Below are 12,897 nucleotides of genomic sequence, written 5' to 3'. Positions count from 1 at the left end.
CAGCAAAAAAGCCGGCGGCCCCTTGCAGGACCGCCGGCTTTTTTCATCCCGGACCGATCACTCCGCCGCGATGGTCTCGCGGGCGGGCTCCTCGGCCGGCACGGTGCGGATCAGGTGGTCGAAGGCGGCAAGCCCGGCCTTGGCACCTTCGCCCATGGCGATGACGATCTGCTTGAACGGCACCGTCGTCGCGTCGCCGGCGGCGAACACGCCGGGCAGCGAGGTCTGGCCGCGGTTGTCCACCTCGATCTCGCCGCGCGGGGTCAGGGCCAGCGTGCCCTTCAGCCATTCGGTGTTCGGCACCAGGCCGATCTGCACGAAGATGCCTTCCAGATCGACACGCTTCAGCTCGCCGCCGGTGCGCTCCTTGTAGGACAGGCCGACCACCTTGTTGCCGTCGCCATGCACCTCGGTGGTCTGGGCCGACAGCAGGACGGTGACGTTGGACAGGCTGTGCAGCTTGCGCTGCAGCACCGCGTCGGCGCGCAGCTGGCTGTCGAACTCGATCAGCGTGACCTGCGAGACGATGCCGGCGAGGTCGATGGCCGCCTCCACACCGGAGTTGCCGCCGCCGATCACCGCCACGCGCTTGCCCTTGAACAGCGGACCGTCGCAGTGCGGGCAGTAGGCGACGCCCTTGTTGCGGTATTCCGCCTCGCCTGGGACATTCATCGAGCGCCAGCGGGCGCCGGTCGACAGCACCACGGTGCGGGACTTCAGCGAGGCGCCGCTCGCCAGCTTCACCTCGATCAGGCCGCCTTCCTGGGTGGCCGGCACCAGGGCGGTGGCGGTCTGCAGGTTCATCACGTCGACCTCATAGTCCTTGACGTGCTGTTCCAGCGCCGCGGCCAGCTTCGGACCCTCGGTGTGGGAGACCGAGATGAAGTTCTCGATCGCCATGGTGTCGAGCACCTGACCGCCGAACCGCTCGGCCGCCACGCCGGTGCGGATGCCCTTGCGGGCGGCGTAGATGGCGGCAGCGGCACCGGCGGGGCCGCCGCCGATCACCAGCACCTCGAACGGGGCCTTGGTCTTGATCTTCTCGGCGGCGCGGGCGACGGCGCCGGTGTCCAGCTTGGCGACGATCTGCGCCACGTCCATCCGGCCCTGGGCGAAGGGCTCGCCGTTCAGGAAGACGGTGGGGACGGCCATCACCTGACGCTGCTCGACCTCCTGCTGGAACAGCGCGCCGTCGATGGCGACATGCTTGATCCGCGGGTTCAGCGCGCTCATCAGGTTCAGGGCCTGGACCACGTCCGGGCAGTTCTGGCAGGTCAGCGAGAAATAGGTCTCGAAGCGGAAATCGCCGTCGAGATTGCGGATCTGCTCCAGCAGCTCCTCCGACTCCTTCGACGGGTGGCCGCCGACTTGGAGCAGGGCCAGCACCAGCGAGTTGAACTCGTGCCCCATCGGCAGGCCGGCGAAGGTGACGCCGATGTCGCTGCCGTCGCGCTTGATGGCGAAGGAGGGCCGGCGGGCGTCGGCGCCGCTGCGGTCCAGCGTGATCTTGCCGGACAGCGAGGCGATGTCCTCCAGCAGGCCCAGCATCTCCTGCGACTTCGCCCCGTCGTCCAGCGACGCCACCAGCGTGATCGGGTGGGTGATGCGCTCCAGATAGGCCTTCAACTGCGTCTTCAGATTGGCGTCCAGCATGGCTTTCGTTCCCAACGTCTCGTGTCCGGGGCGGATCGCCTGCGTCGAGTCGCGGCGGTCCGGGCGGAGGAAATTGTGGCCCGAGCAGGAAGAGCCGGTCGGGCGGGCGGTCTGGTTTTGAAACAGCGGAGGGTTTGAAACGTCATCGTCCTCCCCGCGCAGGCGGGGATCCAGGCTTGCAAAAGGCTGCGACAAAAAGCGCCTGGGTGCCCGCCTTCGCGGGGATGGGGAAACCGATGACGGAACCCGAACCGGGGGGCTTTTGAAAGCCGGCCCGTAAAAACCTGTCTTGCGGCCGGCCCCCTTGTTTCATGGGGGCCGATCAAGGGTACTCGTTTTCAAAACCCACGGGAGCGGGGGTGGGGACCGGCCGGAGCCGGCCCCCGATCCGTGGTTTCCCTTTAAGGGGAAACCTTAGATCTTGCCGACGAGGTCGAGCGACGGGGCGAGGGTCTTCTCGCCTTCCTGCCACTTGGCCGGGCAGACCTCGCCCGGGTGGGCGGCGACGTACTGCACGGCCTTGATCTTGCGCAGCAGTTCCTTAGCGTCGCGGCCGACGCCGCCGGCGGTGATCTCAACGATCTGGATCTTGCCGTCCGGGTCGACGACGAAGGTGCCGCGGTCGGCCAAGCCGACTTCCTCGATCAGAACCTCGAAGTTGCGGCTGATCGCCAGCGTCGGGTCGCCGATCATGGTGTAGTTGATCTTGCCGATGGCCGGCGAGGTGTCGTGCCAGGCCTTGTGGCAGAAGTGGGTGTCGGTCGAGACGCTGTAGACCTCGACGCCCAGCTTCTGGAATTCGGCGTAGTTGTCGGCCAGGTCTTCGAGCTCCGTCGGGCAGACGAAGGTGAAGTCGGCCGGGTAGAAGAACACGACCGACCACTTGCCCTTCAGGTCGGCGTCGGTCACGTCGATGAACTTGCCGTTCTTGTACGCGGTCGCCTTGAAGGGCTTAATTTCGCTGTTGATCAAGGACATTTGTGTTCTCCGATGAATGCGATGATTTGGTTGTCGCCTCAATCCCTGGCCGCTGGCCCCGGCCGGTGGCCGTGCCATGCCCGACTTAGTGCGGCGCACCGGGTCGAACAAGGGGGCCTGCCGTGTGGCCAGGGTGCGGGGCGATGTTCCCGTGTCCCGTTGACCCGTGGAGGAATACGGGAAATCTGTGATTAAGAGAAGTAGAAAATACCAATTGAATTGATCGATAAATCCGATTACATAACCGGGCATGAAACCGCTCCCCACCCTGCGCCAGCTCCGCTACCTCGTCGCCGTCGTCGACCGCTGCCATTTCGGACAGGCGGCCGAGGCCTGCCTCGTCAGCCAGTCGACGCTGAGCGCCGGCTTGCAGGAGCTGGAGGATCTGCTGGGCGCCACGCTGGTGGAGCGCACGCGCCGCTCCGTGCTGCCGACGCCGCTCGGCCGCGAGATCGCCGAGCGGGCGCGCCAGCTTCTGAAGGGGGCGGAGGAACTGGTGGACATCACCCGGTCCGCCGCCGACCCGATGTCGGGCGCCCTGCATCTGGGGGTGATCCCGACCATCGGTCCCTTCCTGATCCCCCGCGTGATGCCGGCCCTGCGCGAGAGCTTCCCGCGGCTGCGGCTCTATCTGCGCGAGGACCAGACGGCGCGGCTGCTGGAGCAGCTGAACGCCGGCAAGCTGGACGCGGCGCTGCTGGCCTTGCCCTATCCGATGGGCGATCTGGAGACGGAGGACATCGCCGAGGACCGCTTCTCCTTCGTCTGCCCCACCGGCCACCGGCTGAGCGGCGACGATCCGGCGCAGCCGGTGACGGTCCCGTCGGAAGACCTGCTTCTGCTGGAGGACGGGCATTGCCTGCGCGACCACGCCATGGCGGCCTGCGCGCTGGACGCCACGCCGCACAACACCGCCTTCCAGGGCACCAGCCTGCACACGCTGGTGCAGATGGTGGCGAACGGGCTGGGGGTGACGCTGCTGCCCCAGATGGCGGTCGATTCCGGCATCCTGCGCGGGCTGGATCTGGCGGTGCGCCCGCTGGCCGGCGACCGGCCGGGTCGGCGGATCGCGCTGGCCTGGCGCCGCACCTCGGGACGGAAGGAAACCTTCCAGCGGCTGGCCGAAGCGCTCAGGGCGGAGATGACGGCGAAGGACGGCTGACGGAGCGGTGGCGAAAGATTCGCTTGGTCCCGCGGGTGCGAGGTGGTTTAAACGGGACGGTTTTTCGCCCGTTCACTCCGCTTTCGGGACACCCAGCGTCATGTCCACCGCCACCACCGCTTCCGCACCCCTGTTCGACCGCGTCGCCATCGTCGGCATCGGTCTGATCGGCTCCTCGCTGGCGCGGGCGCTGGCGGAGTATGGGATCGCACGGCAGGTGGTCTGCACCGACCGCAGCGATGCGGCGTGCGCCAAAGCGCTGGAACTGGGCATCGTGGCGGAGGCCTCCACCGATCCGGCCGCCGCGCTGGCCGGCGCCGATCTGGTGGTGCTGTCGACCCCGGTCGGCAGCTATGCCGCGGTGGCCGAGGCCATCGGGCCGCTTTTGAAGCGCGGGACCATCGTCACCGACGTCGGCTCGGTCAAGCAGGCGACCCTGCGCGACGTCGGGCCGCATCTGCCCGACGGCGTCCATCTGATCCCCGGCCATCCGGTGGCGGGCACCGAGCATTCGGGGCCGGAGGCCGGTTTCGCCACGCTGTTCCAGGGCCGCTGGTGCATCCTGACCCCGCCGTCCGGCACCGACCGCCACGCGTTGGAGCAGGTGACGGAGCTGTGGCGCCGCGTCGGCTCCACCGTCGAGATCATGGAGGCCAGCCATCACGACCGCGTGCTGGCCATCACCTCGCACCTGCCGCACCTGATCGCCTACACCATCGTCGGCACCGCGTCGGACCTGGAAGAGGACACCAAGTCCGAGGTCATCAAATTCTCGGCCGGCGGCTTCCGCGACTTCACCCGCATCGCCGCCAGCGATCCCGTCATGTGGCGCGACGTGTTCCTGAACAACCGCGAGGCGGTGCTGGAAATCCTCCAGCGCTTCACCGAGGATCTGACGGCCTTGCAGCGCGCCATCCGCTGGGGCGAGGGGGAGCAGTTGCAGGACCACTTCACCAAGACCCGCGCCGTGCGCCGGGGAATCATCGACGCCAAGCAGGCGTAAGGGGAAAGGGGCTTCTTACGACGCCCGCAACGCCCCCAGGAAGCCGTCGACCTCCTGGCGCATCCGCCCGGCGTCGTCCTGCACCGTGTCCACCGAGCGCACCATCACGCCGCTGGCCCGTTCGGCGGACGCGGCGGCGGAGGTGACGGCGGCGATGTTGTCGGAGACGGTGCGGGTGCCGTCGGCGGCGTCCTGGATGTTGGTGGCGATCTCGCCCACCGCGGCGGTCTGCTGTTCGACCGCGGCGGCGACCTCGCTGGAGATCTCGTTCAGGCGGGCGATGGTGCGGGTCACGGCACCGATGGTGTCGACGGCGGTGCCCGACGCGCTCTGGATTTCGGCGATGCGCGCCTGGATCTCGGCGGTCGCCTTGGCCGTCTGGCCGGCGAGCTGCTTCACCTCGCTCGCCACGACGGCGAAGCCTTTCCCGGCCTCGCCGGCGCGGGCGGCCTCGATGGTGGCGTTCAGCGCCAGCAGGTTGGTCTGGCCGGCGATGCCGGAAATCATGTCCACCACCTTGCCGATCTCCTCCGCCGCCTCGGCGAGGCTGCCCATCACCGTGGTGCTGCGTTCGGCGTCGCGGGTGGCGTCGGCGGCGATGCCGGCGGAATCGGCGACCAGCCGGGCGATGCCGGCGAAGCTGGCCGACAGTTCGGCGGTGGCGGCGGCGACGCTGTCGACATTGGCCGAGGCGCGGCCGGCGGCCGACGACACCGCGTCGGAATGGCGCGCCGTCTCGGCGGCGCCCTCGGCCATCGCGGAGGATGCGGCGGCCATCTCGGCGGTGGAAGCCGACAGCGCTTCGACCAGCCGCTTCACCGTCGCCTCGAAGCCGTCGGCCAGCTTGCGCAGCTCGCGCCGGCGCTCCTCGGCGGCGGCGGTCTTCAGCCGCTCCTGCTCCTGCTGGAGGCGTTCGGTGTCGAGCATGGTGTCGCGGAAGACGCGGGCGGCGGTCGCCATGCGGCCGATCTCGTCGCGGCGGCCTTCTTGGAAGGTGGCGGTGAAGTCGCGGGCGGCCAGCCGCTCCAGCGAACCGGCGACATCGAGGATCGGGCGGGAAATGCCACGCACCAGCACGGCGCCGAAGCCCAGCGCCAGCAGGGTGCAGAGAGTGACGCCGCCCAGCACCATGCCGTGGGCGCTGCTGTAGACTGCCGCCCCCTGGTCGGCGACGGCGCCGGCATCGGCCATCGTGCTGTCCACCAGCGCGTCGAGCGCCTCCTGCACGCGGGCGAAGGCGACGGCGCTGGGACGCTTGAAGACGCTGACGGCGGACTGGGCGTTGCCGTCGCGGGCCTGGGCGCGCACACGGTCGGCCGCGGCGGCATAGGCGGTCCAGGCCTCGTCGAAGGCGGCCAGTCTTGCGGCGCCGTCGCCGCCGGTGAAGCGGGTACCGGCGGCTTGACGGCGCGCCGCAACCTCGGTCACCGCGTCGGTCCAGCCTTTTTCCGCCTGATTCACCTGCATCTCGTTGGTGGCGAGGGCATAGGCGGCTTCGGCGATGCGGTGACTCTGGGCGGCGGAGGTCAATTGACCGGCCAACTGGGTCGCCGGCAGCGAACGGCTGCGCATGGTTTCGGCAGCATTGTTTAGGATTTCAAGCCGGCTGAGCGTGAAAATCCCGAAGGCGCCGGCCATCACCACAGTGCCCAGCACCGCGACGATGATCTTGGCACGAATGGTCAACTGTCCGAATGCTCGAATTTTAGCCATTTTGCCCGCACCCCCGCCAAACCCTCGGCAAGAACCCTGTCCATCCGAAGGTATTATTCGACCCTCAATCTTACTAATCCGAATGTTTAAAATTATCAACGCGGAAGGTGAGTGAATTCGTCGGAAATCCAGGGTGCCGGGCAATGGTCACAGGGCGTGACTTGAATGGGGAGTAAAGGGAGCCCGAAAACGAAACGGCCGCCGCACCCGGGTGGTGCGGCGGCCGTTTCGGGACCGTCTGAGGATGGAGATCAGGCGGCCTTGCGAACGGAACCCAGCTCGGTGAACAGCTTCACCACGGCTTCGACGAACTCGTTCAGCTGGTCCTGGCCCAGCGCCGAGACCGTGATGTCGTCGACGACCAGAGCTTCGTCGCTGATCTTGCCGCCGGCGGCGGTCAGGTCGGCACGGTAGGCTTCCGGGGCGGCCAGCAGGCGCCCGCGCAGCTTGCCGGGGATCGCCAGCAGCTGGATGCCCTGGTCGATGGCGGCGATCGGCTTGCCGGCATCCAGGAAGTGGCCGACGATGCGGCGGGTGTGGGCCGACTGCTGCAGCTTCGCCACGCTGCGCTCACCGCCCGGCAGCAGCAGCATGTCGAAGTCGGCGCCGAGCGCCTCGCTCAGATGCTTGTCCACCGGGAAGTAATGGCCCCAGGACTTGCCGTGCCAGCCGTTGACCAGACCCGTCTCGGTCGAGATGGTACGCAGCGTGGCGCCGGTCTTGATAAGAGCGCGTTGCGGCTCGGTCATCTCCGCTTCTTCGAAGCCGTTGGAGACGAGGATGGCGATGGACTTTCCTGCGAGCGATTGATCCATACTGTCTTGTCCTTTCATCGTTTCACCAATAGAACGCCGGAGCATCTCCGATGGCATGTCGACCAGGGGAGAACCCGCCGGGGGCCGGCCGAAGCAGGGGAGGCGGTCGGGAAACGGTCATCGCCGCGCATGGGGATGCGCGGCGGCCAGTTCCGCCCGCCGGGACCCCGAGGTCGGGTGCCGGCGTGTGGGACCTTTACGTCCCGGATCGGTTTGTTTTCAGCATAGGGACTTAATTGGTCCCGATGAGGTCTCAAGTCAACAAGGGATTCCGCGGCGCACCCAAGGATGCCGCGCCCCGGATTTCGCCGGAGTCGGTGGATGCCACCGCATTTTCCAGCCCACTTCAAGACTTTCGGGCCAACCCGCCCGTACCACCGGTTGATGCGGTGCAGGGCTGCCATACCATGGGGACGTGGCTTCGCCGAAGGATTATATCGGTTGAACCGGATGCCTGCGGCGATGAAGCAAAAAAAAGCGGCCGGGGGGAAGGCCCCCGGCCGTCGGCAAGTCAAAGCATCAGCCGTTCGAAAAGATCCAGCTCGCACACTGGATCACGGACCACTCCCAATGATCGGAACCTGCGATCAATGGAACTGGTCAGCCTCGGTGGAGTCCTTGTACGCGGTGGTCGAGGAGGTGCCGCCGGAGATCGCCGTGGCGACCGCGTCGAAGTAGCCGGTGCCGACTTCGCGCTGGTGCTTGGTGGCGGTGTAACCGTCCTTCTCGGCCGCGAACTCGGCCTGCTGCAGTTCGGAGTAGGCGGCCATGCCGCGCTCGGCATAGCCCTTGGCCAGGGTGAAGGCCGAGTAGTTCAGGCTGTGGAAGCCGGCCAGCGTGACGAACTGGAACTTGTAGCCCATGGCGCCCAGCTCGCGCTGGTACTTGGCGATGGTGGCGTCGTCCAGGTTGGCCTTCCAGTTGAAGGAGGGCGAGCAGTTGTAGGCCAGCATCTTGCCGGGGAACTGCTTGTGCACGGCCTCGGCGAAGCGGCGGGCTTCGTCCAGGTTCGGCTTGGAGGTCTCCCACCACATCAGGTCCGAGTACGGCGCGTAGGACAGGCCGCGGGCGATGCAGTGATCGACGCCCATGCCCTTCTTCAGGCGGAAGAAGCCCTCGGTGGTGCGGCCGCTGTCGAAGTCGATGAAGGGATGGTCACGCTCGTCGATGTCCGAGGTGATGAGCTGCGCCGACTCGGCGTCGGTGCGGGCGATCACCAGGGTCGAGGTGCCGCAGACGTCGGCGGCCAGACGGGCGGCGTTCAGCGTGCGGATGTGCTGCTGCGTCGGGATCAGAACCTTGCCGCCGAGGTGGCCGCACTTCTTCTCCGACGCCAGCTGGTCTTCCCAGTGCACGCCGGCGGCACCGGCCTTGATCATCGCCTTCATCAGTTCGAAGGCGTTCAGCGGGCCGCCGAAGCCGGCCTCGGCGTCGGCGATGATCGGCGCGAACCAGTAGGTGTCGCCCTTGCCCTCGGAGGTCTGGATCTCGTCGGCACGCTTGAAGGTGTTGTTGATGCGCTCGACGACCGCCGGGACCGAGTTCACCGGATACAGGCTCTGGTCCGGGTACATCTGGCCGGCCGTGTTGGCGTCACCGGCGACCTGCCAGCCCGACAGGTAGATGGCCTTCAGGCCGGCCTTGACCGCCTGCATCGCCTGGTTGCCGGTCAGGGCGCCCAGGGTGTTGATGTAGGGCTCGGTGTTCAGCAGCTCCCACAGGCGGCGCGCACCCAGCTCGGCCAGCGTGTACTCGATCTTGACCGAGCCGCTCAGACGCTTGACATCGTCCATGGTGTAGTCGCGGCGGATGCCCTCGTAACGGGCGGCGTGGATGGCGGTCTTGGTCTTTTCATCGAGCGACATGGGTCAGGTTCCTTTTGTCCGGTGCGCCCGGTCGATCGGGGCGGAACTGGGGTCTCGGGGCGGGCCTTTTGTCGGTCCCTGCGGCCCTTGTGCAGCGGCGTTTCCTCCCGCCGGTTTCGTCTGCACTTTTGCCGTCTTCGGGGCCGCTTGCGCTTTACAGCGCGGCCGTGAACCAAGACTTAAACCCCGCCCGAGTGCGTTGCAATAAGCCCTTGTTTGTAAAAAGGTCCGTTTGTAAACTGCTGTCTTCACAATCCTGTAAATCCGTAAATCTTGTAAAGCCGGAGAGCTGTCGTGGCGACCATGGAAAAGAAGGCGATGCTGGGGCCGAAGGTCCGCCGCCTGCGCCGCGACCAGGGACTGACCCAGGCGCAGATGGCCGACCAGCTCGGCATCTCCCCCAGCTATCTGAACCTGATCGAGCACAACCAGCGCCCGGTGACGGTGCCGCTGCTGCTGAAGCTGGGCCAGCAGTTCGGCGTCGATCTCCAGGCCTTCGCCGAGGACGAGGAAAGCCGGCTGGTGGCCGGCCTGCGCGAGGTGTTCTCCGACCAGCTGTTCGACGGCTCCGACATCAAGAACCAGGATTTTCGCGAACTGGCGGCGGTGGCGCCGACGCTGGGGCAGGCGGTGGTGGCGCTCTACCGCGGCTTCCGCGGCGCGCGCGACGATCTCCAGGCCCTGGCGGAGCGGGTGGCCGACCGCGAGAAGCTGCATCTGGTGCAGGCCACCGGCTTCCCGCAGGACGAGGTGCGCGACCTGTTCCAGACCCACTCCAACCATTTCCCGGAACTGGAGGCGGCGGCGGAAAGCCTGTGGCAGGACGGCAAGCTGGAGCGCGGCGACCTCTATCGCGGGCTGGTCGACTGGCTGAACACCCAGCACAGCGTGCGGGTCCGCCTGCTGCCGTCGGAGGTGATGGGCTATGCCGTGCGCCGCTTCGACCGCCACAGCCGGCGCATCCTGCTGTCGGAGATGCTGGCGCCGTCGGGCCGCACCTTCCAGCTGGCCTGCCAGATCGCGCTGCTGCGCCACCGCGACCTGCTGAACGGCATCGTCGATGCCGCCAACCTGTCGGACGACGAGGCGCGGCGGCTGACCCGGATCGGGCTGGCGAACTATTTCGCCGCGGCGGTGCTGATGCCCTATGCCCGCTTCCACGAGGCGGCGACCCAGCTGCGCTACGACATCGAGATCTTGCGGCGGCGCTTCGACGCGTCGTTCGAGCAGGTCTGCCACCGGCTGACCACGCTGCACCGGTCGGGGGCCAAGGGCGTGCCCTTCTTCTTCATGCGGGTGGATAGCGCCGGCAACGTGTCGAAGCGCTTTTCGGGGGCCGGATTCCATTTCGCCCGCTTCGGCGGCGGCTGCCCGCGCTGGATCGTCTACGAGGCCTTCCGCACGCCGGGCAAGATCCACAGCCAGATGGCGGAGATGCCGGACGGCACCGGCTATTTCTCCATCGCCCGCACGGTGGTGAAGGCCGGCGGCGGCCACCGCAGCCCGCCGCAGCAATTCGCCGTGGCGCTGGGCTGCGACGTCCAGCATGCGGCTCAGGTCACCTATGCGGACGGGTTCGACCTGTCCAACACCGATGCGGCGACGCCGATCGGGGTGAATTGCCGGCTCTGCCCGCGGCTGGACTGCTCGCAACGGGCGTTTCCGCCGCTGAATCATCGGCTTATCGTCGATGAGAATCTGCGCGGCCTGTCGCCCTACCTGTTCGCGCCGCCCAGCGCTGAATAAGGATTCGATTGACCGGGATCAATGTTGTACGGCGAAATTCGTGTTGTTTGCCGGAAAGCCCGTCATTTGACTGGTATAAATCCGTGGCCTTCGACCGGGTTTGTTGATAGGTTTCGGCCGTTGCGTCGCGGCAGCTCCGCTCGTGTCATCGCGCCGGCCACCTGAACGCAGCGTCCCGGACTTTGGTATTGAACATTGCCAACAGAGCTTGGCGCCGACAGGTTTTGGAACGCCCAAATGAGCAATCTGATCAAAGAGCGCGTGCTGACCGTTCACCACTGGACCGACACGCTGTTCAGCTTCACCACCACGCGCGATCCGTCCTTCCGCTTCCTGCCGGGGCAGTTCACCATGATCGGGCTGGAGGTCGAAGGCCGGCCCCTGCTGCGTGCCTACAGCCTCGTCAGCGCGCATTACGAGGAGACGCTGGAGTTCTTCAGCATCAAGGTGCAGGACGGCCCGCTGACCTCGCGGCTCCAGCATCTGAAGGAAGGCGACACGCTGCTGGTGAACCGCAAGGCGACCGGCACGCTGATCACCGACAACCTGCTTCCCGGACGGAACCTGTATCTGCTGAGCACCGGCACCGGCCTGGCGCCGTTCCTCAGCATCATCAAGGACCCGGAGATGTACGAGAAGTTCGACCGGGTGATCCTGACCCACGGCACCCGCACCGTGGCGGAGCTGGCCTATGACGACCTGATCCACCACAGCCTGCCGGAGAACGAGTTCTTCGGCGAGCAGGTGAAGGAAAAGCTGCTCTATTACCCGACCGTGACGCGCGAGCCCTTCCGCAACCAGGGCCGCCTGACCACGCTGATGGAAACCGGCAAGATTTACGAAGACCTCGGCCTGCCGGAACTGGATGCCGAGAAGGACCGCGTCATGATCTGCGGCAGCCCGGCCATGCTGGCCGAGACCACCGCGATGATGGAGAAGCGCGGCTTCGTCATGGGCACCAACGGCGAGCCGGGTGGCTTCGTCATCGAAAAGGCGTTCGTGGAGCGCTGAGGGTGTTGGCTTTCGGGCCGCGCCAGAGTTTCATGCGTTATACCGGAGTCCATCGGGTGTTTACGGAAGTGCCTGATGGACTCCAGGCTTCCGGTTTTCCGTATGATCGGCTCACGCGGTCCTGCTTGAGCCGATCACACCCCAGCGTCCGTTTGCTCCTCTCAGGTCGATTGGGTTTGAGGCCTGGAAGGCTTGGTTGCAGCCCGGACGTGTCGTTGTGGTGGTGCGATGACAGACGCGGCCGATCAGATCATCGAGATTTACCGAAAACATGGCCTTGCGTGGGAGTCCGGTCGCGGCCGTAGCCTTTTTGAGAAGGGCTGGCTAGATCGTTTCCAAGAGCTTCTGCCGCGTAGGGGCGCTGTACTGGATCTGGGCTGTGGGAGCGCCGACCCCGTGGCGCGCTATTTCATTGAGCGCGGGTTCGCGGTGACGGGGATCGATACATCTCCGCCTCTTCTCGCACTTGCCGGGGAACGGTTTCCCGAGCATCGCTGGCTCCTGTCGGACATGCGCGGACTGTCCTTGCCCCGGCGTTTTGACGGCATCCTGGCCTGGAACAGCTTCTTTCATCTGCGCTGGGATGACCAACGGCGGATGTTCGAGGTCTTTCAACGTCATGCGGCGCCGGCCGCTGCTCTCATGTTCACCAGCGGCCCCGCGCATGGAGAGGCGATCGGTGCTTTCCAGGGTGAACCCCTGTTCCATGCCAGCCTGGACAGGGACGAATACCGTGCGCTGCTGGATGCGCACGGGTTCGACGTCGTGGCGCATGTACGAGAGGATCCTGACTGCAACGGCCACACGGTTTGGCTGGCGCGTGCCCGAGCGGGCTGATGAGGCCGGTTACGGCTTCGTGCGTCTCATATCGAACCCACGAAGGCCATGGACCTCCATAAAGTGGCGCCGCGGCGGAATAAACGTCCCCGCCCGCCGGTTTACCAATCCGTG

General features: G+C 66.6%; 10 protein-coding genes. 5 read left to right on the top strand and 5 right to left on the bottom strand.

Annotated elements, in window-relative coordinates:
• Window positions 1-57: 57 nt before the first annotated feature.
• Entirely contained in the window at window positions 58-1,653 is a 1,596-nt protein-coding gene (gene ahpF / locus ABNQ38_RS38355) for an alkyl hydroperoxide reductase subunit F (RefSeq protein WP_377811663.1), read from the bottom strand.
• A gap of 414 nt (window positions 1,654-2,067) precedes the next feature.
• Window positions 2,068-2,631: an alkyl hydroperoxide reductase subunit C gene (gene ahpC / locus ABNQ38_RS38350; RefSeq protein ID WP_149231141.1), complete on the bottom strand. Its 564-nt coding sequence runs from the start codon at window positions 2,629-2,631 to the stop codon at window positions 2,068-2,070.
• Window positions 2,632-2,881: 250 nt separating this feature from the next.
• On the opposite strand from ahpC, the gene ABNQ38_RS38345 reads away from it, so the two are divergent.
• Both ABNQ38_RS38345 and ABNQ38_RS38340 read left to right on the top strand, forming a co-directional pair.
• A complete protein-coding gene (locus ABNQ38_RS38345; protein ID WP_377811662.1) occupies window positions 2,882-3,793 on the top strand; it encodes a hydrogen peroxide-inducible genes activator in 912 nt (303 codons plus the stop codon).
• 100 nt (window positions 3,794-3,893) lie between these two features.
• Window positions 3,894-4,796: a prephenate/arogenate dehydrogenase family protein gene (locus ABNQ38_RS38340; RefSeq protein WP_377811661.1), complete on the top strand. Its 903-nt coding sequence runs from the start codon at window positions 3,894-3,896 to the stop codon at window positions 4,794-4,796.
• Between the two features lie 15 nt (window positions 4,797-4,811).
• Here the strand turns inward: ABNQ38_RS38340 and ABNQ38_RS38335 are convergent, their stop codons facing one another.
• From ABNQ38_RS38335 to aceA, 3 genes are all read right to left on the bottom strand, one after another.
• Window positions 4,812-6,482, bottom strand: coding sequence for a methyl-accepting chemotaxis protein (locus ABNQ38_RS38335; protein ID WP_377811660.1), 1,671 nt, complete (start codon window positions 6,480-6,482; stop codon window positions 4,812-4,814).
• A 278-nt stretch (window positions 6,483-6,760) separates the two neighbouring features.
• The gene (locus tag ABNQ38_RS38330; RefSeq protein WP_109048549.1) at window positions 6,761-7,324 is read right to left on the bottom strand and encodes a DJ-1/PfpI family protein; all 564 of its coding nucleotides are present in this window, start codon (window positions 7,322-7,324) and stop codon (window positions 6,761-6,763) included.
• 587 nt (window positions 7,325-7,911) lie between these two features.
• The gene (aceA, locus tag ABNQ38_RS38325) at window positions 7,912-9,189 is read right to left on the bottom strand and encodes an isocitrate lyase (protein WP_042697577.1); all 1,278 of its coding nucleotides are present in this window, start codon (window positions 9,187-9,189) and stop codon (window positions 7,912-7,914) included.
• A 303-nt stretch (window positions 9,190-9,492) separates the two neighbouring features.
• On the opposite strand from aceA, the gene ABNQ38_RS38320 reads away from it, so the two are divergent.
• From ABNQ38_RS38320 to ABNQ38_RS38310, 3 genes are all read left to right on the top strand, one after another.
• Window positions 9,493-10,935, top strand: a complete 1,443-nt coding sequence (locus ABNQ38_RS38320; RefSeq protein WP_377811957.1) for a short-chain fatty acyl-CoA regulator family protein — start codon at window positions 9,493-9,495, stop codon at window positions 10,933-10,935.
• A gap of 237 nt (window positions 10,936-11,172) precedes the next feature.
• Complete coding sequence (locus ABNQ38_RS38315; protein ID WP_098735899.1) at window positions 11,173-11,946, top strand: ferredoxin--NADP reductase; 774 nt, start codon at window positions 11,173-11,175, stop codon at window positions 11,944-11,946.
• Window positions 11,947-12,174: 228 nt separating this feature from the next.
• Window positions 12,175-12,783 carry a class I SAM-dependent DNA methyltransferase gene (locus ABNQ38_RS38310; protein WP_377811659.1) on the top strand — a complete coding sequence of 203 codons (609 nt, stop codon included), beginning with the start codon at window positions 12,175-12,177 and terminating at the stop codon, window positions 12,781-12,783.
• The last annotated feature ends 114 nt before the right edge of the window (window positions 12,784-12,897 follow it).

It is taken from the genome of Azospirillum sp. A29, assembly GCF_042604625.1.
Lineage (GTDB): Bacteria > Pseudomonadota > Alphaproteobacteria > Azospirillales > Azospirillaceae > Azospirillum > Azospirillum palustre.
This window is presented reverse-complemented; position numbering and strand designations above follow the sequence as displayed.

Coding starts and splice junctions, on each gene's coding strand:
- ABNQ38_RS38320 (WP_377811957.1), top strand. CDS start 9,493: ATGGAAAAGAAGGCGATGCTGGGGCCGAAGGTCCGCCGCCTGCGCCGC.
- ABNQ38_RS38345 (WP_377811662.1), top strand. CDS start 2,882: ATGAAACCGCTCCCCACCCTGCGCCAGCTCCGCTACCTCGTCGCCGTC.
- ahpF (WP_377811663.1), bottom strand. CDS start 1,653: ATGCTGGACGCCAATCTGAAGACGCAGTTGAAGGCCTATCTGGAGCGC.
- aceA (WP_042697577.1), bottom strand. CDS start 9,189: ATGTCGCTCGATGAAAAGACCAAGACCGCCATCCACGCCGCCCGTTAC.
- ABNQ38_RS38330 (WP_109048549.1), bottom strand. CDS start 7,324: ATGGATCAATCGCTCGCAGGAAAGTCCATCGCCATCCTCGTCTCCAAC.
- ahpC (WP_149231141.1), bottom strand. CDS start 2,631: ATGTCCTTGATCAACAGCGAAATTAAGCCCTTCAAGGCGACCGCGTAC.
- ABNQ38_RS38310 (WP_377811659.1), top strand. CDS start 12,175: ATGACAGACGCGGCCGATCAGATCATCGAGATTTACCGAAAACATGGC.
- ABNQ38_RS38315 (WP_098735899.1), top strand. CDS start 11,173: ATGAGCAATCTGATCAAAGAGCGCGTGCTGACCGTTCACCACTGGACC.
- ABNQ38_RS38340 (WP_377811661.1), top strand. CDS start 3,894: ATGTCCACCGCCACCACCGCTTCCGCACCCCTGTTCGACCGCGTCGCC.